This window comes from Phycicoccus sp. HDW14 (genome assembly GCF_011383005.1).
GTDB lineage: Bacteria > Actinomycetota > Actinomycetes > Actinomycetales > Dermatophilaceae > Phycicoccus.
In genome coordinates this window covers 513,165-536,856 of record NZ_CP049935.1, presented here as the reverse complement: position 1 = coordinate 536,856, position 23,692 = coordinate 513,165, and the positions used below count along the sequence as shown (strand labels likewise).

General features: G+C 72.5%; 23 protein-coding genes and 3 pseudogenes. 3 read left to right on the top strand and 23 right to left on the bottom strand.

Annotation, left to right across the window (positions count from 1 at the left end):
- Positions 1-10: 10 nt before the first annotated feature.
- Positions 11-466, bottom strand: coding sequence for a hypothetical protein (locus G7075_RS02720; protein WP_166118617.1), 456 nt, complete (start codon positions 464-466; stop codon positions 11-13).
- A gap of 77 nt (positions 467-543) precedes the next feature.
- Here G7075_RS02720 and nucS point away from each other — a divergent pair, with 77 nt between their 5' ends.
- A complete protein-coding gene (gene nucS / locus G7075_RS02715; RefSeq protein ID WP_166118615.1) occupies positions 544-1,239 on the top strand; it encodes an endonuclease NucS in 696 nt (231 codons plus the stop codon).
- A 63-nt stretch (positions 1,240-1,302) separates the two neighbouring features.
- Positions 1,303-1,848 (top strand): type 1 glutamine amidotransferase domain-containing protein, encoded by a 546-nt coding sequence (locus G7075_RS02710; protein ID WP_166118612.1) that lies wholly within the window; start codon positions 1,303-1,305, stop codon positions 1,846-1,848.
- On the opposite strand, the gene G7075_RS02705 is transcribed toward G7075_RS02710, so the two are convergent.
- Together G7075_RS02705 and G7075_RS02700 are read right to left on the bottom strand one after the other, a co-directional pair.
- Entirely contained in the window at positions 1,838-3,904 is a 2,067-nt protein-coding gene (locus G7075_RS02705) for a protein meaA (RefSeq protein WP_166118610.1), read from the bottom strand. The genes G7075_RS02710 and G7075_RS02705 overlap by 11 nt on opposite strands.
- Positions 3,905-3,992: 88 nt before the next feature.
- Entirely contained in the window at positions 3,993-4,367 is a 375-nt protein-coding gene (locus tag G7075_RS02700) for an STAS domain-containing protein (protein ID WP_166118607.1), read from the bottom strand.
- A 162-nt stretch (positions 4,368-4,529) separates the two neighbouring features.
- Here G7075_RS02700 and G7075_RS02695 point away from each other — a divergent pair, with 162 nt between their 5' ends.
- Entirely contained in the window at positions 4,530-5,156 is a 627-nt protein-coding gene (locus G7075_RS02695) for a cob(I)yrinic acid a,c-diamide adenosyltransferase (RefSeq protein WP_166118605.1), read from the top strand.
- Between the two features lie 7 nt (positions 5,157-5,163).
- On the opposite strand, the gene G7075_RS02690 is transcribed toward G7075_RS02695, so the two are convergent.
- The 20 genes and pseudogenes from G7075_RS02690 to G7075_RS02590 all read right to left on the bottom strand — a co-directional run bounded on the left by G7075_RS02690 (position 5,164) and on the right by G7075_RS02590 (position 23,674).
- On the bottom strand, positions 5,164-5,595 hold the full coding sequence (locus G7075_RS02690) for a DUF2550 family protein (protein WP_166118603.1): 432 nt from the start codon (positions 5,593-5,595) through the stop codon (positions 5,164-5,166).
- 25 nt (positions 5,596-5,620) lie between these two features.
- Complete coding sequence (locus G7075_RS02685) at positions 5,621-5,887, bottom strand: F0F1 ATP synthase subunit epsilon (RefSeq protein WP_166124182.1); 267 nt, start codon at positions 5,885-5,887, stop codon at positions 5,621-5,623.
- Complete coding sequence (gene atpD, locus G7075_RS02680) at positions 5,884-7,341, bottom strand: F0F1 ATP synthase subunit beta (RefSeq protein ID WP_166118600.1); 1,458 nt, start codon at positions 7,339-7,341, stop codon at positions 5,884-5,886. Before atpD ends, G7075_RS02685 begins: the two co-directional genes overlap by 4 nt.
- Before the next feature lie 10 nt (positions 7,342-7,351).
- Positions 7,352-8,250 (bottom strand): annotated as a pseudogene (locus tag G7075_RS02675) (F0F1 ATP synthase subunit gamma).
- 37 nt (positions 8,251-8,287) lie between these two features.
- Complete coding sequence (gene atpA / locus G7075_RS02670) at positions 8,288-9,928, bottom strand: F0F1 ATP synthase subunit alpha (RefSeq protein WP_166118598.1); 1,641 nt, start codon at positions 9,926-9,928, stop codon at positions 8,288-8,290.
- A 107-nt stretch (positions 9,929-10,035) separates the two neighbouring features.
- On the bottom strand, positions 10,036-10,851 hold the full coding sequence (locus G7075_RS02665) for a F0F1 ATP synthase subunit delta (RefSeq protein ID WP_166118596.1): 816 nt from the start codon (positions 10,849-10,851) through the stop codon (positions 10,036-10,038).
- A complete protein-coding gene (locus tag G7075_RS02660) occupies positions 10,851-11,444 on the bottom strand; it encodes a F0F1 ATP synthase subunit B (protein ID WP_166118593.1) in 594 nt (197 codons plus the stop codon). Before G7075_RS02660 ends, G7075_RS02665 begins: the two co-directional genes overlap by 1 nt.
- A gap of 55 nt (positions 11,445-11,499) precedes the next feature.
- Positions 11,500-11,721 carry an ATP synthase F0 subunit C gene (gene atpE / locus G7075_RS02655; RefSeq protein WP_030527793.1) on the bottom strand — a complete coding sequence of 74 codons (222 nt, stop codon included), beginning with the start codon at positions 11,719-11,721 and terminating at the stop codon, positions 11,500-11,502.
- A 91-nt stretch (positions 11,722-11,812) separates the two neighbouring features.
- Positions 11,813-12,652 carry a F0F1 ATP synthase subunit A gene (gene atpB, locus G7075_RS02650; RefSeq protein ID WP_166118591.1) on the bottom strand — a complete coding sequence of 280 codons (840 nt, stop codon included), beginning with the start codon at positions 12,650-12,652 and terminating at the stop codon, positions 11,813-11,815.
- A gap of 115 nt (positions 12,653-12,767) precedes the next feature.
- The gene (locus G7075_RS02645; RefSeq protein ID WP_166118588.1) at positions 12,768-13,223 is read right to left on the bottom strand and encodes a hypothetical protein; all 456 of its coding nucleotides are present in this window, start codon (positions 13,221-13,223) and stop codon (positions 12,768-12,770) included.
- A gap of 92 nt (positions 13,224-13,315) precedes the next feature.
- Positions 13,316-13,896 (bottom strand): annotated as a pseudogene (locus tag G7075_RS22380) (sugar transferase).
- An 834-nt stretch (positions 13,897-14,730) separates the two neighbouring features.
- Positions 14,731-16,013, bottom strand: a pseudogene (glyA, locus tag G7075_RS02630) (serine hydroxymethyltransferase).
- Positions 16,006-16,743 (bottom strand): L-threonylcarbamoyladenylate synthase, encoded by a 738-nt coding sequence (locus tag G7075_RS02625; RefSeq protein ID WP_166118584.1) that lies wholly within the window; start codon positions 16,741-16,743, stop codon positions 16,006-16,008. Before G7075_RS02625 ends, glyA begins: the two are co-directional and overlap by 8 nt.
- Positions 16,744-16,912: 169 nt before the next feature.
- Positions 16,913-17,791, bottom strand: coding sequence for a peptide chain release factor N(5)-glutamine methyltransferase (prmC, locus tag G7075_RS02620; RefSeq protein WP_166118582.1), 879 nt, complete (start codon positions 17,789-17,791; stop codon positions 16,913-16,915).
- Positions 17,788-18,864, bottom strand: coding sequence for a peptide chain release factor 1 (gene prfA / locus G7075_RS02615; RefSeq protein ID WP_166118579.1), 1,077 nt, complete (start codon positions 18,862-18,864; stop codon positions 17,788-17,790). Before prfA ends, prmC begins: the two co-directional genes overlap by 4 nt.
- A gap of 86 nt (positions 18,865-18,950) precedes the next feature.
- On the bottom strand, positions 18,951-19,166 hold the full coding sequence (gene rpmE, locus G7075_RS02610; RefSeq protein WP_166118577.1) for a 50S ribosomal protein L31: 216 nt from the start codon (positions 19,164-19,166) through the stop codon (positions 18,951-18,953).
- 161 nt (positions 19,167-19,327) lie between these two features.
- Entirely contained in the window at positions 19,328-20,755 is a 1,428-nt protein-coding gene (locus G7075_RS02605; protein WP_166118575.1) for a cell wall metabolism sensor histidine kinase WalK, read from the bottom strand.
- Positions 20,752-22,200 carry a glycosyltransferase family 2 protein gene (locus tag G7075_RS02600; RefSeq protein ID WP_240917840.1) on the bottom strand — a complete coding sequence of 483 codons (1,449 nt, stop codon included), beginning with the start codon at positions 22,198-22,200 and terminating at the stop codon, positions 20,752-20,754. Before G7075_RS02600 ends, G7075_RS02605 begins: the two co-directional genes overlap by 4 nt.
- Positions 22,197-23,249, bottom strand: coding sequence for a HEAT repeat domain-containing protein (locus G7075_RS02595; RefSeq protein ID WP_166118572.1), 1,053 nt, complete (start codon positions 23,247-23,249; stop codon positions 22,197-22,199). Before G7075_RS02595 ends, G7075_RS02600 begins: the two co-directional genes overlap by 4 nt.
- Positions 23,246-23,674 carry a response regulator transcription factor gene (locus tag G7075_RS02590; RefSeq protein WP_166118570.1) on the bottom strand — a complete coding sequence of 143 codons (429 nt, stop codon included), beginning with the start codon at positions 23,672-23,674 and terminating at the stop codon, positions 23,246-23,248. The genes G7075_RS02595 and G7075_RS02590 overlap by 4 nt, the downstream gene beginning before the upstream one ends.
- Positions 23,675-23,692: the final 18 nt, after the last annotated feature.

Below are 23,692 nucleotides of genomic sequence, written 5' to 3'. Positions count from 1 at the left end.
GTGAGCCCCGTCACCACTCGACACCGGAGGCGACGAGCTCGGCCTCCAGCCCCACCCGGTCGCGGGGGTCGAGCGGCAGCAGGCCGATGGGTGTCGGGACCTCGGCGCGTGAGCACAGCTGGACGAGCACGTGGTCGTAGGCGGCGAGCGCAGCGGCGATGCGGGCCGCCGGGTGCGGCTGGTCGCCGGCCTCGATGCGCCGCACCTCGACGGCCAGGCGCCGCAGCTCGAGGACGAGCAGGACGGTGGGCACGGGCTCGCGTCGCCGGCGGTCGAGGAGGCCGACCCGCTCGAGCCCCTCGAGGACGCCCGTGCACCGTGACCCGGCGCGACGGCCGACTCGTCCGAGGGCGGCCAGGGGGCGAGGAGTCGGGCCGCCGGTGAACCAGTGCATGCCCTGCACACCGAGGATGTACACGGCTCCGGGCAGCGCGACGAAGAACGCCATGAGCAGCGCTGCCCGCATCGGCCTCACCTCTGGGTCCAGTGTGCGTCGGCACCGGCCGGGCGGCAAGGCCTCCGGTGTCGGTAGGGTGCTCGCTCGTGCGGATGGTCATCGCGACGTGCTCGGTCGACTACGAGGGACGCCTGTCGGCGCACCTCCCCCTGGCCACCCGTCTCCTCCTCGTCAAGGCCGACGGCTCGGTGCTCGTGCACTCCGACGGCGGGTCCTACAAGCCGCTGAACTGGATGTCGCCCCCGTGCGCGATGGCCGAGGTCGCACCCGACGAGACCGAGGTCGACGACGGCGTCACGGCGGTCTGGGTCGTGCAGCACGCGAAGTCCGAGGACCGGCTGCGTGTGCGCCTCCACGAGGTGCACAGCGACGTCTCCCACGACCTCGGCGTCGACCCCGGTCTGGTCAAGGACGGGGTCGAGGCCCACCTGCAGAAGCTGCTCGCCGAGCACATCACGACCCTCGGCGACGGCTGGACGCTCGGCCGGCGCGAGTACATGACGGCCATCGGCCCCGTCGACATCCTCTGCCGCGACGCCTCCGGGGGCCACGTGGCCGTCGAGATCAAGCGCCGCGGCGACATCGACGGCGTCGAGCAGCTGACCCGCTACCTCGAGCTGATGAACCGCGACCCGCACCTGGCGCCGGTCACGGGGGTCTTCGCGGCCCAGGTCATCAAGCCGCAGGCCCGCACGCTCGCCGAGGACCGCGGCATCCGCTGCGTCGTCCTCGACTACGACGCGCTCAAGGGCATCGACACCAGCGAGCACCGCCTGTTCTGACCCGCTGCCGCCCCGGCCGACGGCGCGGTTTGCCCGTCGGCGCTCCCGGGTAGGCGTCCCAGCATGACCGACACCACGAACACCAGCCGCAAGGTCGCCTTCCTCGTCGCCACCGAGGGCATCGAGCAGGTCGAGCTCACCGAGCCCTGGAAGGCCGTCGAGCAGGCCGGCCACACCCCCGTCCTCGTCTCGACCGAGTCCGGCGAGGTGCAGGCCTTCGACCACCTCGACAAGGGCGACACCTTCCCCGTCGACGTCACCGTCGCCGAGGCCGAGGTCGGCGACTACGACGCCCTGGTACTGCCCGGCGGCGTCGCGAACCCCGACGCCCTGCGCACCGACTCCGACGTCGTCTCGTTCGTGCGCACGTTCATGGAGTCGGGCAAGCCCGTCGCCGCCATCTGCCACGCCCCGTGGACCCTCATCGAGGCCGACGTCGTCCGCGGTCGCACCGTCACCTCGTGGCCGAGCCTGCAGACCGACCTGCGCAACGCCGGTGCGACGTGGGAGGACAGCGAGGTCGTCGTCGACGACAACCTCATCACGAGCCGCAACCCCGACGACCTCCCCGCCTTCGGGAAGGCCCTGACCGACGCGCTCAGCCGCTGACCGGCTGCGCGACGGGCTCGAGCCCGCGCGCGGCCCGGATGACGTCGACGAACCGGGCCATGATCTCGGTGAGCCCGAAGTCCTTCGGGGTGAAGACCTCCGCGACCCCCAGCTCCTTGAGCCGGACCGCGTCCGCCTCGGGGATGATCCCGCCGACGATGACCGGGACGTCGCCGGCGCCCGCCTCCCGCATCCGCTCGAGGACGTCGGGGACGAGCTCCATGTGCGAGCCGGAGAGGATCGAGAGCCCGACGAGGTGCACGTCCTCGGCGACCGCCGCCCCGACGATCTGCTCGGGCGTCAGCCGGATGCCCTGGTAGACGACCTCGAAGCCGGCGTCGCGGGCGCGGACGGCGACCTGCTCGGCGCCGTTGGAGTGCCCGTCGAGGCCGGGCTTGCCGACGAGGACACGCAGCTTCTCGCCGAGCTCCTCGCCGGTCGAGCGGACGAGGTCGCGCACGCGACCCAGCTCGGCGGTGCCGGCGCCGGTGCCGACCGAGCCGCTGACGCCGGTCGGAGCCCGGAACTCGCCGAAGACCTCGCGCAGGGCCCCGGCCCACTCCCCCGTCGTCAGGCCGGCCCGGGCGCACTCGAGGGTGGCCGGCACGAGGTTGGCGTCGGTGGCGGCGTCGGCGCGCAGCTGCGCCAGGGCGGTCGCGGCGCGCTCTCGGCGCTCGGGGTCGGCGTCCCGCTCCTCCCGCCAGGCCCGCACGGCCCGGACGGCCGCCTCCTCGACGTCGTGGTCGACGGTCTGGATGGCCGTGGTCAGGTCGGCGGTCAGCGGGTTGGGCTCGGTGGACTCGAACCGGTTGACGCCGACGACGACCTCCTCACCGGTCTCGATGCGGGCCCGGCGACGGGCGTGCGACGAGACGAGCTCGGACTTCATGTAGCCGCCCTCGACGGCCGGCACGGCGCCGCCCATCTCCTGCACCCGGGCGATCTCCTCCGTGGCCCCGGCCACGAGCTCGGCGACCTTGGCCTCGACGACGACCGAGCCCTCGAAGAGGTCGTCGTACTCGAGCAGGTCGGACTCGAAGGCCAGCACCTGCTGGATGCGCAGCGACCACTGCTGGTCCCACGGACGCGGCAGCCCGAGCGCCTCGTTCCACGCCGGCAGCTGCACGGCCCGGGCACGGGCGTCCTTGGAGAGGGTGACCGCCAGCATCTCGAGGACGATGCGCTGGACGTTGTTCTCGGGCTGGGCCTCGGTGAGCCCCAACGAGTTCACCTGCACGCCGTACCGGAACCGGCGGTGCTTGGGGTCCTGCACGCCGTAGCGCTCGAGCGTGACCTCGTCCCAGAGCCGGACGAAGGCGCGCAGCTTGCACATCTCCTCGACGAAGCGGACGCCGGCGTTGACGAAGAACGAGATCCGGGCGACGACCTCGCCGAACCGCTCGGGCGGCACCTGCCCGGAGTCGCGCACGGCGTCGAGCACGGCGATGGCCGTCGACATCGCGTAGGCGATCTCCTGCACCGGCGTGGCGCCGGCCTCCTGGAGGTGGTAGCTGCAGATGTTGGTCGGGTTCCACCGCGGGATCTCGGCGACCGTGTAGGCGATCATGTCGGTGATCAGGCGCATCGACGGCGCCGGTGGGAACGCGTAGGTCCCCCGCGACAGGTACTCCTTGATGATGTCGTTCTGCGTCGTGCCGGCGAGGGCGCGCACGGCCGCGGCGGGGTCCTCGCCGGCGGCCTCGGCCTGCTCCTCGGCGACGACCTGGTAGAGCGCGAGCAGCCACATCGCGGTGGCGTTGATGGTCATCGAGGTGTTCATCGACGACAGCGGGATGCCCTCGAACAGGGCGCGCATGTCGCCGACGTGGCTGACCGGCACGCCGACCTTGCCGACCTCGCCGCGGGCCAGCGGGTGGTCGGGGTCGTAGCCGGTCTGGGTCGGCAGGTCGAAGGCGACGGAGAGGCCGGTCTGCCCCTTGTCGAGGTTGCGGCGGTACAGGGCGTTGCTCGCGGCGGCGCTCGAGTGGCCGGCGTAGGTGCGCATGACCCAGGGGCGGTCCCGCTCGGGACGGACGGCGTCGCTGCTCTCGGACATGCCGGAACGCTAACCGCGGCCCCGGGCACCGGGTAGGTGCTCGCACGGTGAGAGTGCCCACACGTGAGGCGCACCACCCGTGGGCCGGTCAGGAGGCGCCGGCGAGCACCCCGTCGGCGCCGGGCGCCCGTCGCGTCCCGACGGCGGTGAACAGGCCGTGCAGCCGGGCGCGGTGCAGCAGCCTGCGGGTGCGGTCGTCGGCGGCGACGACGTGCACGGGGCGTCCGGCCCGCCGGGCCCGCCGGCGCAGCTCGACGACGAGGCCCAGGCCCGAGGCGTCTCCGATCTCGACGCCCTCGAGGTCGAGCAGCAACGGCTCCGAGCCGTCGGCCACGACCCGGTGGAGGGTGAGGCGCAGGTCGGCGACGGTGCGCGCGTCGAGCCGCCCCGAGAGCGCGAGGAGGACCCCGGACTCGTGGGCGTGCTCGGTCAGCGTGACGATGGGTGCACCCCGGTCGGCCACGTCGTTCCCCTCTCCACGGCGTCGTGTGCACCTATGGACGCACGAGGGACCCCTCCTGATACGCACGCCACGGTCAAGTTTCGGCAAATTCGGGTCGGCGTCCGGGTCCCGTCACGTCCGGGCGGCCCCGTCGGGCGCCGCGGCGTCTGACAGGCTGGCCCCATGGTCAACCTCACCCGGATCTACACGCGGACCGGCGACGACGGCTCGACGGCCCTCGGCGACCTCAGCCGGACCCGCAAGACCGACCTGCGGCTCGCGGCCTACGCCGACGCCAACGAGGCCAACGCGGCCCTCGGGGTGGCCCTGGCCTGCGGCGACCTGCCCGAGGAGGTGCGCACCGTGCTGCTGCGGGTCCAGAACGACCTGTTCGACGTCGGCGCCGACCTCGCGACCCCGCTCCAGGAGACCTACGAGTACCCGCCGCTGCGGGTCAAGGAGGAGTGGGTCGCCGAGCTCGAGGCCGACTGCGACCGCTGGCTGGCCCCGCTCGAGAAGCTGCGCTCGTTCATCCTCCCCGGCGGCACCGCGGGCTCGGCGTTCCTCCACCAGGCCCTGACCGTCGTGCGCCGGGCCGAGCGCTCGACCTGGGCGGCCATCGACGAGTACGGCACCGAGCCGGGCACCGAGCGCGGGCACGGCGGCGTCAACCCGACGACCGCCCGCTACCTCAACCGGCTCTCCGACCTGCTGTTCGTGCTGGCCCGGACCGCGAACGTCGGGCACGGGGGCGACGTCCTCTGGGCGCCCGGCGGAGGTCGCGAGCAGGCCCCGAGCGCTGACCGGTGACGGTCCGTCAGGCGACGTTGACGTTGTAGCCGGGCGGGCTGGACTCCAGCCAGGCCCGGACGGCCGTGTAGGCGGCCGGCACGAACGCGAACTCGCAGGTGCGCCCGGCCGCGCTCCCGCTGACCGAGATCGGTTCCGCGAGACCGGGGATGACGTCGGACGTCGGGTGCGGCGAGCCGAGCTGCACCTCGCCGCGCAGCCACGACACCTCGGGCCGCAGCGAGGGCCCGACGATGCTGAACCACTCGAAGCGTTCGGCGCCGAGGCGGGCCAGCCCCAGCCGCCAGCGCGCGGCGGGGTCGTCGCGGCGCGCGCAGAGCATCACCGGACGGCCGTCGCCGGAGATGAAGCGTCGGCGCGCCCACACGAAGGTGAGCGCGCCGACGACGAGCAGGACGACGAGGGCGACGACGAGCTCGGAAACGACGAGTGCGTCCATCCGGTGCCCGTCCCCGCCCCGTCGGTCAGGAACCCATGCCGGAGGCGTCGACCGACTCGGCGACGATGGTCACCCGGTCGTGGTCCACCGAGAGGAACCCACCGTCGACCGTGGCCGACTTCCAGCCACCGGCGTTGATGCGGATCTCGCCCTCGGCGAGCACGCAGAGCATCGGCTGGTGGCCGGGCAGCACCCCGAGGTCACCCTCGATCGAGCGGGCGCTGACCTGGCTGGCCTCGCCCTCCCAGACCTTGCGGCTGGCGGAGACGAGCTCGACCTGGAGGGCCATCAGAGGTTCTTCTGGATCTCGGCCCACTGGCGCTCGACGTCGTCGAGGCCACCGCACATGAAGAACGCCTGCTCACCGACGTGGTCGAAGTCGCCGTCGCAGATCTTCGTGAAGCCCTCGATGGTGTCGGCGAGCGACACGGTCGAGCCCTCGATGCCGGTGAACTGCTTCGCGACGTAGGTGTTCTGCGACAGGAAGCGCTGGAGGCGACGGGCCCGGTTGACGAGGACCTTGTCCTCCTCGGAGAGCTCGTCGATGCCGAGGATGGCGATGATGTCCTGCAGCTCCTTGTTGCGCTGGAGGATCCCCTTGACGCGCAGCGCGGTGCTGTAGTGGTCCTCGGCGATGTAGCGGCGGTCGAGGATGCGCGAGGTCGACGTCAGCGGGTCCACGGCCGGGTAGATGCCGAGCGAGGCGATCTCGCGGGAGAGCTCGGTCGTCGCGTCGAGGTGGGCGAACGTCGTGGCCGGCGCCGGGTCGGTGTAGTCGTCGGCGGGGACGTAGATCGCCTGCATCGAGGTGATCGAGTGACCACGAGTCGAGGTGATCCGCTCCTGGAGCGTGCCCATCTCGTCGGCGAGGGTCGGCTGGTAACCGACGGCCGAGGGCATGCGGCCGAGGAGGGTCGAGACCTCCGAGCCGGCCTGGGTGAAGCGGAAGATGTTGTCGATGAAGAGGAGCACGTCCTGCTTCTGGACGTCGCGGAAGTACTCCGCCATCGTCAGCGCCGAGAGAGCGACGCGCAGGCGCGTGCCCGGCGGCTCGTCCATCTGGCCGAACACGAGGGCGGTCTGGCCGAGGACGCCCGCCTCCTCCATCTCGACCATGAGGTCGTTGCCCTCACGCGTGCGCTCGCCGACACCGGCGAACACCGAGACGCCACCGTGGTCGCGGGCGACGCGGGCGATCATCTCCTGGATGAGGACGGTCTTGCCGACGCCCGCACCGCCGAACAGGCCGATCTTGCCGCCCTGGACGTACGGGGTGAGCAGGTCGATGACCTTGATGCCGGTCTCGAACATCTGGGTCTTGGACTCGAGCTGGTCGAAGGCCGGGGCCTTGCGGTGGATGCCCCAGCGCTCGGTGATCTCGAGGGTCTGACCCTCCTCGAGGTTCATGACCTCGCCGGTGGTGTTGAAGACCTTGCCGAGGGTGACGTCACCGACGGGGACGGTGATCGGGCCGCCGGTGTCCTGCACGGCCGTGCCGCGGACCAGGCCGTCGGTGGGCTGCAGCGAGATGGCGCGGACCATGTTGTCGCCGATGTGCTGGGCGACCTCGAGGTTCAGGGCCTTCTTCTCGCCACCGATCTCGACCTCGGTGGTCAGCAGGTTGTACTGCTCGGGCATCGCGTCGACGGGGAACTCGACGTCGACGACGGGGCCGATGATGCGGGAGATCCGGCCGACCCCGCCGGCGGCGGGAGCCTGGTAGGTCTCGGTGACAGTGGAAGTCATGGTCTCTCTCTCACTTGCTCTCGGCCAGCGCGCTGGCGCCACCGACGATTTCGCTGATCTCTTGGGTGATCTCGGCCTGACGCGCCTGGTTGGCCAGGCGGGTGTACTTCTTGATGAGCTCCTCGGCGTTGTCCGTCGCCGACTTCATCGCCCGCTGACGGGCGGCGAGCTCGGAGGCGGCAGCCTGCAGCATGCAGTTGAACAGCCGGGCGTTGACGTACTTCGGCAGGAGCGCGTCGAGCACCTGCCCGGCCCCGGGCTCGAAGTCGTAGAGCGGCAGGAGGTCGTCCGGTGCCGGCTTCTCCTCGCCCTCGACGACCTCGAGGGGCAGCAGCCGGATGACCTCGGGCTCTTGGGTGACCATCGAGACGAACCGCGTGAAGACGACGTGGACCTCGTCGATGCCGCCCTCGTCGGTGGGCGTCGTGAAGTCGGCGACGAGCCGCTCGCCCACCTCCCGGGCGACCTCGAAGGTCGGCTTCTCGGAGAACCCGCTCCACTCGGCCGCGAACTCGCGGTGGCGGAACTTGTAGAACCCGATCGCCTTGCGGCCCAGCAGGTACGGGACGACTTCCTTGCCCTCCTCACGGAGGCGCGCGACGAGGCGCTCGCTCTCCTTGAGGACCGAGGAGCTGTAGGCACCGGCCAGACCGCGGTCGGAGGTCATGATGACGACCGCCGCGCGGCGGACGTCCTCCTTCTCCGAGGTCAGGGGTGGTCCTCGGTGGAGAAGGTCGCGACCGCCGAGACCGCGCGGGTCAGCGCGCGGGCGTACGGAGTGGACTCGCGGACCGCCTCCTGCGCCTTGACGACGCGGGCAGCGGCCATGAGCTCCATGGCCCGGGTGATCTTCTTCGTCGAGCTGACGGCCCGGATGCGCTGCCGGTACTCCCGGATCTGCGCTCCCATGTCATCCCGCCTTTCGTGGTGTCTCGGTGGACCGCGGTCAGCGCTTCTGGCGGACGATCTGCTCCTGCTCGGAGTCCATCGCCTCGCTGCCGTCCTCGCCCTGGTCGTTGACCGGGACCGCCTCGTCGCCGGAGCCGTCGAAGAGCTTGGCCTTGAAGGAGTCGACCTCGGCCTCGAGCGCCTGCTCGGTGCTCTCCTCGAACTTGCCGGTCTCGCGGATCGCTGAGAGGAGGTCGGCCTTCGTGCGGCGCAGGTGGTCGAGGAACTCGGCCTCGAAGCGGCGGACGTCCTCGACGGCGACGCTGTCGAGCTTGCCGGTGGTCCCCATCCAGATGGAGACGACCTGCTCCTCGACCGGCACCGGCGCGGCCTGGCGCTGCTTGAGGAGCTCGACGAGGCGGGCACCCTTCGCGAGCTGGGCCCGCGAGGCGGGGTCGAGGTCGGAGGCGAACATCGCGAAGGCCTCGAGGGCGCGGTACTGCGCGAGGTCGAGCTTGAGGCGGCCCGCGACCGACTTCATCGCCTTGATCTGCGCGGCACCACCGACGCGGGAGACGGAGACACCCACGTCGATCGCCGGGCGGACGTTGGCGTTGAACAGGTCGGCCTGGAGGTAGATCTGGCCGTCGGTGATCGAGATGACGTTGGTCGGGATGTACGCCGAGACGTCACCGGCCTTGGTCTCGATGATGGGCAGGCCGGTCATCGACCCCGCGCCGAGCTCGTCGGAGAGCTTCGCGCAGCGCTCGAGCAGCCGGCTGTGCAGGTAGAAGACGTCGCCCGGGTAGGCCTCGCGGCCCGGCGGGCGGCGCAGCAGGAGGGAGACGGCACGGTAGGCCTCGGCCTGCTTGGACAGGTCGTCGAAGACGATGAGGACGTGCTTGCCCTGGTACATCCAGTGCTGGCCGATGGCCGAGCCGGTGTACGGCGCGAGGTACTTGAAGCCCGCGGAGTCGGAGGCGGGGGCGGCGACGATGGTCGTGTACTCCATCGCGCCGGCCTCTTCGAGGGTGCCGCGGACCGAGGCGATCGTGGAGCCCTTCTGGCCGATCGCGACGTAGATGCAGCGGACCTGCTTCTCCGGGTCGCCGGTCTCCCAGAACTCCTTCTGGTTGATGATCGTGTCGACCGCGACGGTGGTCTTGCCCGTCTGGCGGTCGCCGATGATCAGCTGGCGCTGGCCGCGGCCGATGGGGGTCATCGCGTCGACGGCCTTGAGGCCGGTCTGCAGCGGCTGGTGCACCGACTTGCGCTGGACGACCGTGGGGGCCTGCAGCTCGAGGGCGCGACGCTCGTCGGAGGCGATGTCGCCGAGGCCGTCGATGGGCGTGCCGAGCGGGTCGACGACCCGGCCGAGGAAGGCGTCGCCGACGGGGACCGAGAGGACCTCGCCCGTGCGCTTGACCTCCTGGCCCTCCTCGATGCCCGAGAACTCGCCGAGGATGACGACGCCGATCTCGTGCACGTCGAGGTTGAGCGCGAGGCCGAGGGTGCCGTCCTCGAACTGGAGCAGCTCGTTGGTCATCGCCGAGGGCAGGCCCTCGACGTGCGCGATGCCGTCACCGGCGTCGGTGACGCGGCCGACCTCTTCGCGCGCGGCCGTGCCCGGCTCGTAGGAGCGCACGTAGCTGTCCAGCGCGTCCCGGATCTCGTCCGGGCGGATCGAGAGCTCCGTCATGGGTGATCTTCTCCTCGGTCACCGGCCCCCTGTGGGGCCGAAGTTCTGGTGGGTGGTGCCTGTGCTCTTGTGTGTCGCGAGCCTGTGGGGTGCCGCGAGCGGCGGGGTCAGCCCCCGGTGACGTGCCGGCGGGCCTCGTCGAGGCGCCGGAGCACCGTGCCGTCGACGACCTCGTCGCCGACCTGGACCCGGATGCCGCCCATGACCGCCGGGTCGAGGACGACCTGGAGCGCGACCGGCTTGCGGTAGTGGGCCTCGAGCGCGCTGCGCAGGCGGGCCTGCTGCTGCTCGTCGAGGTCGACGGCCGCGGTGACGAGCGCGGTGAGCTCGTCGCGACGCTGCGCGGCCAGGTGGAGGTAGGCCTCCATGACCCGGTCGAGCCGGCGCCCGCGCGGGACCCGCACGGCCTGCTCGACGAGGCGCACCGTCTCCGGGGCGGCCTTGGAGTCGAGGAGGGTGTGGACCAGGCCGGCCTTGCCGGAGGCGTCGGTGTTGCGGCTCGAGAGCGTGTCGCGCAGACCGGGGTCGGCGGCGACGATGCGCTCGAAGCGGAACAGCTCGTCCTCGACGCGGTCGATCCGGCCGGCCGACTCGGCGCCCGCGAGGAGCGACTGCACGGCGAGGCTCTCGAGCGTGTCGCCGAGGTCGCGCTCACCGGCCCAGCGCTGCCCGACGACGGTCTCGGTGAGGCCGCTGGCGGCCTCACCGACCTTGCCGCCGAAGAGCGAGCGGGCCAGCCCGGCCTTGTCGGCCGCGTCGCGCGAGGGGTCCGCGAGGGCACGGCGCAGCGAGGCGGTGCCCTCGACGACGCCGGTCACCGCGAACAGCTCCTCGGCGAGCGTCGCGGGGTCCGCACCACCGCGCAGGGTGGCGTCGAGCGCCTCCTGGGCGGTGTGGGCGGCCCCACGGGACGAGCCACGCATCAGGCGTCCTGCCCGGCGGGGGCAACCTTCTGGGGCGTGACCTCGCCGGCCTCGAGCTCGGCGAGGAAGCGGTCGACGATGCCCTTCTGGCGCACCTCGTCCTCGAGCGACTCGCCGACGATCTTGCTGGCGAGGGTCGTCGACAGCGAGCCGACCTCCTGGCGCAGCTGGACGACCGCCTGCTGGCGCTCGGCCTCGACCTGGCGCTTGGCCGACTCCGTGATGCGGGACGCCTCGGCCTGGGCCTGCGCGCGCATCTCGGCGACGATCGACGCGCCCTGCTCACGGGCGGACTCGCGGATGGAGTTGGCCTCGGCGCGGGCCTCGGCGAGCTGGGCCGTGTACTGCTCCAGCGCGGCCTTGGCCTCGGCCTGGGCCTGCTCTGCCTGCTGCATGCCGCCCTCGATCGCGGCGGCACGCTCGGCGTACAGCTCCTCGAGGCGCGGCACGACCTTCGTCTTGTACAGCCAGTACAGGATCCCGAAGGCGATGAGCCCGATGACCATCTCGGCCGGCTGCGGCAGCAGCGGGAAGCCCGAGGGGAAGCCGTGCGGTTCCCCGTCGGCGGCGGCTACTACGGATGCGGTGATCACATCGCGTCCTTATCTCGTCGGTACAGGTCGAGGGGTGCGGTGGGCGCGACCCTCGTCAGTTGGGGTTGGTGCCCTGGAAGACGAAGGCGAAGACGAGACCGAGGATGGCCAGCGCCTCCGTGATCGCCATGCCGGTGAAGGCGATGGTCTGGAGCATGCCGCGGGCCTCGGGCTGACGGGCCACACCGTTGATGTAGGCGGCGAAGATCAGGCCGACACCGATGCCGGGGCCGATCGCGGCGAGACCGTAGCCGAGGTAGGCGATGGAGCCGTACATGTCGTGTGTTCCTTTCGGTGGCGCCGGGCCTGTCCCGGCGTCGGGGTCGAGCGGGGTGGTGCGGGTCGTGCGTCCGGGCGGAGCCCGGGGGTCAGTGGTGCTCGCTCACGGCGTCGCTGATGTAGAGCGCCGCGAGGAGGGTGAAGATGAACGCCTGGAGGAACTCGATGAGGAGCTCGAAGAACGTCATCGCGATGGAGAAGCCGAACGACAGCGCGCCGGAGAACTTGAGGAAGAGGTTGTCGCCCTCGAGGAGGAGGTACTCGCCGCCGACGATGAAGACGAGCAGCATGAGGTGGCCGGCGAGCATGTTGCCGAAGAGTCGCAGCGCGAGCGTCAGCGGCCGGATCACGAAGTACGTGAGGAACTCGAGGACGAAGAGGATCGGCTTGAGCCAGCCCGGGAGCCCCGGCGGGATGAGGCTCTTGAAGTAGGGCAGGACGCCGTGCTTCCGGCGGATCGCCACCGCGTGGTAGGTGATGTAGACGATGAGCGTCAGGACGATCGGGATGCCGACGCGGCTCATCGTGGGGAACTGGATGAACGGGAAGATCCCGAACAGGTTGTTCACGAGGATGAGCGTGAAGAGCGTGAGCAGCAGCGGGACGAACTGGAGGAAGTCCTTGGACCCGATGATGTCGCGGCCGATGGTGTTCCGGACGAAGTTGTAGCTGCCCTCGACGAGGAACTGGTTCTTGCTCGGGACGACCGTCAGCTTGCGGGTGGCGCCGACGTAGAACCACGCGAGCAGGCCGACCGACAGCAGCAGGACGAGCGCGGGACGGGTGACGGCCCACGGGCCGGTGCCGTCGAACGGGATGACCGGCCACCAGAAGTCCGCGACCCCCGGGGTCTTGAAACCGCCCTCCCCGCCCTCGGCGGTGGCGATGGCGGCGGGCAGCCAGCTAGCGGAGACCACGGTCGGGCTCACACCTTCTCCTCGGGGACGTCACGGGTGCCGGCGACGGGCTCCCGGGTGGACTGGACGTACGCTACCCGACCCCCGGAGGTCGCCGCGACGGCGGGACCTCGCGTCCCGGCCGGGCTCATCGACCCTGCTCGGGGGTGTCGGTGGGCTCGTCGTAGACGGGCAGCCGCGCACCGCGCAGGGCGCGGTAGGCGAAGGCCTGCCAGGCGAGCGTGACGACGAGGGCGGTCACCGCGAGGGCGGTGCCGTCGACCCACGACGCGTTGCGGAAGACGATGAAGAACACGAGCAGCACGAGGATCTGCGCGAAGTAGACGGCCATCGCGACGGCGAGGAACGCGTGCGGGCTGGCGCTGCGGACCAGACGGCTCAGCAGGAACATGCCGGAGGCGTAGAACCCGACGGACACGGCCAGCCCGAGGAGGCTGCCCGGGACCGAGCCGACACCCCGCGCGACGGCGAGGGCGAGGACCGCGAGCCCCCCGGCGACGCTGGCCGGCACCAGGGCTCCGCGGAGCATGACCGCGAACGGCGCGCCCGCGGTGGCGGCGGTGTTCTCGGTGCGGTCGGTCATCTGCGATCGGCCTCTTCGGTGGTCGTGGCGGAAGCATTCCGTGACGGCTTGTGAAAGTTATCACAAGCGTCGCGCGGTGACAAAGGAGCAGGTCAGACCCGGCGCGCGAGGACGACCCAGATGGTCCGGACGATGATCTCGAGGTCGAGGACCGGCGACCAGTTGACGAGGTACTGCAGGTCGTAGCCCAGCTTGTACTCGGCGTCGGTGTGGTAGCGCCCGTGGATCTGGGCGAGCCCGGTGAGGCCCGGGGGACCTCGTGGCGCCGGGTGTACCCGGCGATCTCCTTCTCGAACCCCGCCGTCAGCTCGGGCCGCTCCGGACGGGGGCCGACGACCGACATCCGGCCGGTGAGGATGTGGAGGATCTGCGGCAGCTCGTCGGCGCGCGTGGCCCGCACCCAGCGGCACGCGGGGATGACCCGGGGGTCGCCCTGGGTCGAGAGCTGGGCGCCGCCCTGGGCCTCGGCGTCGAGGCGCATGGTGCGGAACTTCACCATCTCGAAGGTCTCTCCCCCGACCCCGACGCGGGTCTGCCGGAAGAGCAGCGGCCGCCCCGCGACGACGAGCTGGTGCAGCGCGGTGCCGCCGAGCAGCAGCAGCCAGACCGGCGCGGTGAGGATGACGAGCAGCAGGTCGAGCAGCCGCTTGAAGTGCCGCTGCGAGGGCGCCATCGTCTGCGGCATGAGGAGGACGAAGGGCAGGCCGGCCACCTCGCGCAGGCGGTCGAGGCCGAAGAGGGTCTCGCGGCCGCCGACCCGTAGGAGCACGGTGGCGTCGCGCCGGTCGAGCCGGCCGATGGTGCGGGGGTACCAGTCGTCGAGCCAGGCGGCGGTGAGCAGCAGGACGTCGGTGGCGCGGGTGCGCTCGACGGCGTCGACGACGGCCAGCGGGTCGTCGACCTCGTCGACGACCTCGATCGCCGAGTCGTTGGCCGCGAGGTGCTCGCGGGCCAGCCGGATGTCGTCGGCCGTCCCGGCGAGCACGACGCGCGGTGGCCCCTCCCGGCGGGTGCGCAGCCAGTGCACGACGGAGCGGTTGACCGTCACCGCGACGCCGGCCAGGACGATGACCGCGAGCAGGTTGGTGATGGGGAACGGCAGGGCCCGCTCGACGATCGAGCCCCGCTGGCGGGCCAGGCCGCTCAGGGCCAGGTTGAGCAGGGCGACGAAGCTGCCGGCGGCGAGCGAGAGCCGGGCGGCCTTGGGCAGCACCGCCGCTCCCCCGAGCCGCGGCTCGCGCTCGTAGAGGCCGCCGAAGTAGTACGCGACGAGGAAGATCAGGCTCGAGACCGCGAACGAGACCGCGTACGCGCCCGTCGTGTAGGTCGGCCACGCCGACGGCCGCCCGAAGCGGTAGAGCATGACGATGACGGCCAGCCCGAGCACCGCCAGGCCGTCGAGCAGCATGACGAGCCGGAACCCCCGGCGGTTCAGCCGGGTGAGCAGGCGCGTCTCCGGCTGGCTCTCGGGGGTCGGCTCCGACACGGTGGCGGCGTTCCCCCGGGGTCAGGCGGTGGGCCGGGGGTAGGCCGGGAAGGCCTCCACCAGCTCGGTGACCTGGGCGCGGACCTCGCGGGAGACGGGGTGCTCGGGGTCGGCGTCCCCGTCGATGACGGCGCGCGCGATGAGCCCGGCGATGGTGCGCATCTGGTCCTCGCCCATGCCCTGCGTCGTGACGCAGGGGGTGCCGACCCGGATGCCCGAGGCGATGTTCGGCTTCTGGGGGTCGAAGGGGATGGCGTTCTTGTTGAGCGTGATGCCCGCGGCGTCGCTGCGCGCCTCGGCGTCGACGCCCGTGACGAGGACGCCCTGGAGGTCGTGCAGCGACAGGTGGGTGTCGGTGCCGCCGGTGGTGGGCCGGATGCCCTTCTCGCCGAGGGACTCGGCGAGCACCTTGGCGTTGGCGACGACCTGGCGCGTGTACGCGGCGTACTCGGGGTCGCGCACTCCTTGAAGTTCACGGCCTTCGCGGCGATCGTGTGCATCTGCGGGCCGCCCTGCATCATCGGGAAGACGGCCTTGTCGATGGCGGCGGCGTGCTGCTCCTTGCAGACGATCGCGCCCGAGCGCGGGCCGCGCAGCACCTTGTGCGTCGTGAACGACACGACGTCCGCGTACGGCACCGGGCTCTCGATGGCCTTCCCGGCGACGAGCCCGATGAAGTGCGCGGCGTCGACCCAGAAGATCGCCCCGACCTCGTCGGCGATGGCGCGGAACCGGGCGAAGTCGATGGTGCGCGGGATGGCCGAGCCGCCGGCGAGGATGACCTTGGGCCGGTGCTCACGGGCGAGCCGGTCGACCTGGTCGTAGTCGATGTCCTCGGTGTCCTTGTCGACGCCGTAGTGCACCGCGTCGAACCACTTGCCGGAGAACGAGACCCTGCTGCCGTGGGTGAGGTGGCCACCGTGCGGCAGGCTCATCGCGAGGATGGTCTCGCCCGGCTTGAGGAACGCGCCGTAGACGGCCTGGTTCGCGCTGGCGCCGGAGTGGGCCTGGACGTTCGCGTGGTCGGCCTGGAACAGGCTCTTGCACCGCTCGATGGCCAGGGCCTCGGCCTTGTCGACCTCCGAGCAGCCGCCGTAGTAGCGGCGTCCGGGGTAGCCCTCGGCGTACTTGTTCGACAGCGTCGACCCCAGCGCGGTGAGCACCTCGGGGCTGGAGAAGTTCTCGCTCGCGATGAGCTGCAGGCCGTCGCGCAGACGTCCGAGCTCGGAGACGAGGACCCCGGCGATCTCGGGGTCGAAGGCCTCGAGGGCGCCGAAGTCGGATCCGTAGAACGTGTCACTCATCGTCGCTGGTCTCCCGCGGCTCGTCCTGGGTCGGTGCCTCGGTCGCGGCACCCGCGTCGGTCTGCTCGGCGCGCGACAACTCTAGGGCGTCGGCCCTCGAGCGCTCGACGACGTCCATGACCTCCTCCTCGCCGATCGCCCCGAGGCGCAGCAGCGTGGGCTCCTCACGGGTGCAGTCGACGATGGTCGAGGCCAGGCCCCCGGTGCTCGGGCCGCCGTCGAGGTAGAACTCGACGCTGGCCCCCAGCTGGGTGGCGGCCTCGACCACCGTGCGGCTCGAGGGGTAGGCGTGCCGGTTGGCGCTGCTGACCGCCATCGGGCCGACCTCGCGCAGCAGGGCCAGGGCGACCTCGTCGTCGGGCATGCGCAGCGCGACCGTGCCCCCGGTGTCGCCGAGGTCCCAGGCGAGCGAGGGCTGGGCCCGCAGCACGACGGTGAGCGGGCCGGGCCAGAACTCGCGGATGAGGGCGCGGGCGTACTCGGGCACCTCGGTGGCCAGCCCCTCGACGGTGCGGGCGTCGGGCACGAGGACGGGCGGCGGCATGTCGGACCCGCGGCCCTTGGCGTCGAGGAGGTCGCGCACGGCGTCGGGGCTGAAGGCGTCGGCACCGATGCCGTAGACGGTGTCGGTGGGCAGGACGACCAGGGCCCCCCGCCGGACGCCCTCGGCGACCTTGGGCAGCGCGTCGGCGCGCCCCGCCTCGGTGGTGCAGTCGAAGACCGGGCTCATGGGGGCCAGCCTAGGACGCGCCGGGGCGCTCGCTCGCAGGCGGGCGCGCGTCGCAGCGGGCAGGATGCTCCCATGCAGCGCTACTCCGGCCTGGCCTGGACCGGCCTCGGCGTCCTCGTCATCGTCGCGATCCTCTGGTTCGTCCTCCCGCGGGTCTGACGGGGCCGCGTCAGCGCGGGGCGCGCACCGCCACCGTGGCGCGGGGGCGGCCGGTGAGGTCGCGGTGGTCGAGCACCTCGACCCAGTCCCCCGTCGTCCGCAGGTGGGCGGGCAGGGTCTCGCCCTGGGTGTCGGCGTGCTCCATGACGAGCACCCCGCCGTCGCGCAGCAGCACGGCGGCCCGGGCGGCCACCGCGAGCGGCACCCCGAGCCCGTCGGCCGAGCGCCCGTAGAGCGCGACCTCGGGGTCGTGGTCGCGGACCTCGGGGTCGAGCGGCCGGGCCCCGTCGGGGATGTACGGGGGGTTGCTGACGACGACGTCGACCACACCCTCGAGCTCGGGGAACGCGGTCGTCGCGTCGCCGAGCAGCACCTCGACGTCGAGCCCGAGGCGGTCGCGGTTGGCCACGGCCCAGCCGTGCGCGAGGTCGGACAGCTCGACGGCGTGCACGGTGGCCGCCGGCAGCTCGTCCTTGACGGCGAGCGCGATGGCGCCCGACCCGGTGCACAGGTCGACGACGAGCGGGGCGGCGCCGGCGGCGAGCGCCGCCTCGAGGGCGAGCCCGGCCGTCACCTCGGTCTCCGGACGCGGCACGAACACCCCCGGCCCGACGGCGAGGGTCAGCCGCCGGAAGTACGCACGCCCGGTGAGGTGCTGGAGCGGGACGCGCCCGAGCCGTTCCTCCACGAGGCCTGCGTAGGTGTCGAGGAAACCGGCGTCGGTCGGCGCGCGCATCACCATCCGGCGCCGCACGTCGGCGGCATCGGTCCCGAGGGCGAAGGCAGCGAGCTCGACGGCGTCGGCCTCGGGCGAGGCGATGCCCTCGTCCTCGAACGAGAGCCGCGCACGGGTGACCGCGTCGTGCAGCGTGGCCGGAGAGGCGGTCATCGGTCGGCGATCGCGGCCACCCGGGCGGCCTCGTCGGCGTCGACGGCCGACTGGACCACGGGGTCGAGGTCGCCGTCGAGCACGGCGTCGAGGTTGTGCGCCTTGTAGCCGGTGCGGTGGTCGCTGATCCGGTTCTCGGGGTAGTTGTACGTGCGGATCCGCTCCGAGCGGTCGACGGTGCGCACCTGGCCGGCCCGGATCGAGGCGTCGGCGGCGTGCCGCGCCTCCATCGCCTGCTGGTGCAGGCGGGCACGCAGCACGCGCAGCGCGGCCTCCCGGTTCTGCAGCTGGCTCTTCTCGTTCTGGCACGAGACGACGAGCCCCGTGGGCAGGTGGGTGATGCGCACGGCCGAGTCGGTGGTGTTGACGCTCTGGCCCCCGGGGCCGCTGGAGCGGAAGACGTCGATGCGCAGGTCGTTCGGCTCGATGGTGACCTCGACCTCCTCGGCCTCGGGCATCACCCAGACGCCCGCCGCGGAGGTGTGGATGCGCCCCTGGCTCTCGGTGACCGGGACGCGCTGCACCCGGTGCACGCCGCCCTCGAACTTCAGCCGGGCCCACGGCGCCTCGCCGGGCTGCGGCACCCCGCGCGACTTCACCGACACCCGGACGTCCTTGTAGCCGCCGAGGTCGGACTCGGTGGCGTCGAGGACCTCGGTGCGCCAGCCCCGGCGCTCGGCGTGCCGGAGGTACATCCGCAGCAGGTCACCGGCGAAGAGCGCCGACTCCTCACCGCCCTCCCCCGCCTTGACCTCGAGGATGACGTCGCGGTCGTCCTCGGGGTCGCGCGGCACGAGCAGCCGGCGCAGCCGGTCCTCGGCGGCGGCCAGGGTGGCCTCTAGGGCGGGCACCTCCTCGGCGAAGGCGGCGTCCTCGCGGGCCAGCTCGCGGGCGGCCCCCAGGTCGTCGCGGGCGGCGGTCCACGCGGCGTGGGCGGCGACGGTCGGTCCGAGCGCGGCGTAGCGCTTGGCGACCTCGCGGCTGCGGTCGGGGTCGGAGGCGACCTCGGGGTCGGCCAGCTCGCGCTCGAGCGCGGCGTGCTCGGCGACGAGCGCCTCGGCGGACTCGAGCACCTAGGGCCTCCTCGGGGAGCGGGACGGGGTGGAGACACGGACGCGCCGGCCCGCCCACGAGGGGGCGGACCGGCGCGTCGGGGGTGCTACTTGGCGGCCTTCTTGCCGTAGCGCGCCTCGAACCGGGCCACGCGGCCGCCGGTGTCGAGGATCTTCTGCTTGCCCGTGTAGAACGGGTGGCAGGCGCTGCAGACATCGGCGTGGATGGTGCCGTTGGCCGCGGTGCTGCGGGTGGTGAACGTGTTGCCACAGGTACAGGTGACCGTGGTCTCCACGTACGTCGGGTGGATGTCCTTCTTCACGAGCGTCTTCTCCTTGGATGCGTCCGGGTCGGCGAGCCCAGCACGGTGCTGCAAGCCCTCTGGCGCCCCGACTGCGACCCTCGTGGGGAGGTCGCTCAGGAAACGCGTCACTGCCGTGAACCGGTCCAGCGGTCAAGTGTGCCAGATCGGCACACGCTGTCCTAAACGGTGCCGAGCGACCCGGCATTCCCCGCAGGACGCCGCACGGCGGCGCCGGGGTCGACCGGCAGCCGCAGCCGCACGGTCGTCCCGACACCGGGCTCGGAGGTGATGGCGACCCGTCCGCCGTGCCGCTCGACGGTACCCCGGACGATGGCCAGCCCGAGCCCCGAGCCGGGGATCGCCGCCGCCGTCGCGTTGCCGGCCCGGAAGAACCGCTCGGAGACCCGGGCGAGGTCCTGCGCGGGGATGCCGATGCCCGTGTCGGTGATTTCGAGGACCACCTCGTCGCCCGTGGTGCGGGCGCGCAGCGTGACCGACCCGCCGGCGGGCGTGAACTTCACCGCGTTGCCGAGGACGTTGAGGACCGCCCGCTCGAGCTGGCCGGCGTCACCGTGCACCGTGAGGTCGGTGCTCCAGCCGGCGCCGAGGCCCACGCCCGCGCGCTCGGCGGTCGGGCGCAGCACCTCGACGCACGACGTGAGCACCGCACCGAGGTCGACCGACGTCGAGGCGAGGGCGAGGCCGCCGGTCTCCATCCGGTGCAGCACGAGGAGGTCCTCGATGAGCACGCGCAGCCGCTCGGCGTTGCGCCCGATGACGTCGAGCGCGTTGGCCTGGGCCGGTGTGACCTGGCCGAGGTCGCCGTCCTGGAGGACCTCGAGGTAGCCGCGGATGGAGGTCAGCGGGGTGCGCAGCTCGTGGCTGACGGTGGCGAGGAAGGCGTCCTTGTACTCGTCGAGCGCCCGCAGCTCGCGCATCTGCAGGTCCTGCACCTCGAGCAGGCGCTGGTGGACGATGGCCTGGGCGACGACGGCCGAGAGCTGCTCGACGGCCCGCACCTCGTGGTCGGACCACACGCGCGTGCGCCCGACGGTGATGCAGGCGAGCAGCCCGAGCCCGCGCTCGGTGATGCCGACGGGCACGAGGAGCAGCCCGCGGGCGCCGGTGAACCGCCGGAGCTCACCGACGACGGCGTCCTGGCGGCTGCCGGGGGCGAGCAGGTCGGGCAGGACGAGCCGCTGGCCGTGCAGGAGGTCGTGCGACACCGGCTCGACGAGGTCGACGAGCTGGGTCGGTGGCAGCGGCAGGGCGCCCAGCTCGGGGCCGTGCCACTGCTCCCACTTCCGCAGCTGACGGTCCTCGCCGAGGGTCATGAGGACGACCCGGTCGACCTCGATGTCGCGCCCGAGCCGCGCGCAGGCCCTGCGCAGCGCGCCGGCGAGGTCGTGCGTGTTGTGCACGGACCGGCCGACGTCGACGACGAGGTCGTGCAGGCGCAGCGCGTCGTCCTGCTCCCGGGTGAGCGCCGCCCGGGCCTCCTCGAGCGCGTCGTGCTCGGCGGCCACGCTCCGGTGCCGGACGACGACGACGGCCACGGCGGCCAGGAGGACGAGCAGCGCGACGAGCGCGGCCCACCATCCCGTCACGTCGTGCCCTCCTCGAACCCGGCCCGCGTCATGACGCCCCAGACCTGCTTGCGTCCCCGCAGGCTGGCCCACCAGCCCTCGAGCCGCCACCAGACGGTCATCTGCCGGTAGCCGACGTTCTCGAAGACGGTGGCGGCCACGGCGACGACGAGGTCGCGCCAGCGGTCGTAGCGGTGGAAGGCCCACTCCTCGACCGACATCGCGGCGAAGGTGACGACGACGGCGTACCCGTACGAGACGGCGAGGAGCAGGAGGGCGTACTTGACGTTGACCGCGCCGAAGAGGAGGCCGAGCGGGACGACGACGAGCCCGACGACCTCGAGCACGGGAGCGAAGAGCTCGAAGGCCCAGTAGTACGGCAGCCCGAGCCAGCCGACCCGGCCGTAGCGGCGGCGGAAGAGCATCCCGCGGTAGGCCCAGAGGGTCTCCCACAGGCCGCGGTGCCAGCGGCTGCGCTGACGGCGCAGCACCGCGATGGTGCTCGGGACCTCGGTCCAGCACACCGGCTCGGGGACGAAGACCATCCGGTACTCGCGGCCGGCGTCACGCATCATGCGGTGCACCCGCAGGCACAGCTCGAAGTCCTCGCCGATGCTGTCCGGGTCGAGACCGCCCGCGGCGATGACGACGTCGCGCCGGTAGACGCCGAAGGCCCCGCTGATGAGCAGCAGGGTGCCGATCGAGGCCCAGCCGGTGCGCCCGATGAGGAAGCTGCGCAGGTACTCCATCACCTGGGCCCGGGCCAGCCACGAGCGCGGCATCTGGAGGCGGACGAGGCGCCCGGCCGTCACCGTGCTGCCGTTGACGGCCCGGACCGTGCCCCCGGCGCCGACGACGCGGTTGGGGTCGTCGATGAACGGCTGGGTGACCCGGACGAGGGCGTCGGGCTCGAGGATGGAGTCGGCGTCGATGATCGCGATGATCGGCTCGCGGGCCGCGTTGATGCCGGTGTTGATGGCCTCGGAGCGCCCGGAGTTGGTCTTGGTGACGACGAGCAGCCGGGTGTGGCCGTTGCGCGGCACCAGGGTCCCGGTCACCTGGGCCCGGATCGGGATCTCGCCGGTCGCCCGCGCGGGGAGCGGGACGAGGTCGAAGGCCTCGACGAGCGCGGCGAGCATCCCGTCGGTGCTGCCGTCGTCGACGACGACGACCTCGTGCTGCGGGTAGCGCAGCGCGAGGAGGGCGCGCACCGAGGTGACGATGAGCGTCTCCTCGTTGTAGGCCGGGACGATGACCGAGACCCCGGGTGCCATCTCGCCGGCCGTGAGGTCGCGACGGGTCTCCTTCTCGCGCATGTGCCGTCGGAAGCCGCCGGCCGCCAGCACGACGAGCACGAGGTAGGAGGTGTTGATGAGGAGGAAGTAGGTGAAGACGACCGGCGCCGTGACGCCGAAGAACACCGTGAGCACCTGGTTCCCGACGTCGTGCACCTCGGGCCAGGTCACACCGCCACCCCCGTGAGCCGGGCGTGGGTCAGCTCGGCGCCGGCGGCCGGGAGGTGGGCGTGCTCGACGAGGGCGGCCCGGCCGGCGGGCCCGAGCGCCAGCAGGGAGCGAGCCGCGGCCTCGGCGACCTGCGACGTGGGGTCGGCCAGGAGCCGGACGAGGACGGGGACCGCGAGCGCGAGCCCGTGCTCACCGAGGGCCTCGGTGGCCGCCCGGCGCAGCTGCTGGGGGTGGAAGCGCACGGTCGCCGCGGCGATGGCCCCGTGGTCCTGGGCCCGGCCGACCTTCCCCAGGGCGCTGACGGCGGCGGAGGCGGCGGTGAGGTCCGGGTCGCGCTCGACGAGATCGACGAGCAGCGGCGCGGCCATCCGCACCCCACCCACGCCGCAGAGGTGCGCGGCGACGGTGCGGGCGCGGGGCGAGCCCTCGGCGAGCGCCCAGAGCAGCGCCTCGCCGGAGGCGTGGCCGAGGCCGACGAGGGCCTCGGCGGCGTCCCCGACGTGGATGCCCTCGAGCCGCAGCGCGTGCAGCAGCGGGCGGGCCGCACGGGGGTCCCCGATCCGGCCGACGGTGCGCGCGGCCTGGGCCCGCACGCGGGGCGAGCGGTCCTCGAGCGCGGTGATCGCGACGTCGGTGCCGCGCCAGTCGCGGCAGCGGCCGATGAGGTGCAGGGCGCGCTCTCGGCGCACGGGCGACCAGCTGCGGGCGTCGCGCGTGGCGCGGTCGAGGACGCCGTGGCTGCGCAGCAGCTCGACGAGCTGGTCGGCCGCCTCGCCCCGGACCTTGCCGAGCAGCCGGACGACGAGCTCGTCGAGGTCGCGGCGGGTCCGCCCGCGGACGCCGGCGAGCTCGGAGAGGGTGTCGCCGTCCTCGGTGTCCTCGCCGGTGGCGACGAGCAGGACGGCCTCGCGCAGGGGCGCGACGCGGTGCTCCCAGGCCCGGGTGCGCAGGGTGCGGTGCAGCTTGAGCGCCACGATGGCGCAGGCCATGAGGAGCGAGGCCGCCGCGAGCCCCGGTCCGGCGACGGCGACGAAGCCGCCGATCGTCATCGTCGCGGTCTGCCGAGGATGCCGTTGACCCGGTGCACGAGCTCGCGGGGGCTGAACGGCTTGACGACGTAGTCGTCGGCACCGACCGCGAACCCGGCGTCGACGTCGACGTCGCGGGCCCGGGCGCTGAGCATCAGCACGGGCATGTGCACGGTCGAGTGCTCCCGGATCTTCAGCAGCACGTCGATGCCGGACAGGCCGGGCATCATCACGTCCAGGACCATCGCGGCCGGCGGGTCGGAGACGAAGACGTCCCAGGCCTCGAGGCCGTCACCGACGCACACGACGTCGTAGCCGGCCTGCTGGAGCTTGAACTGGACGAGGTCGCGGATGTCGACGTCGTCGTCGGCGACGAGGACCCGGGGGCGGGCAGGGTGTCCACCGGGGCTCCTCTCGGGGGTGGGCGGGCGAGCCGGACGGATCATGGACCGCACCGGAATCTA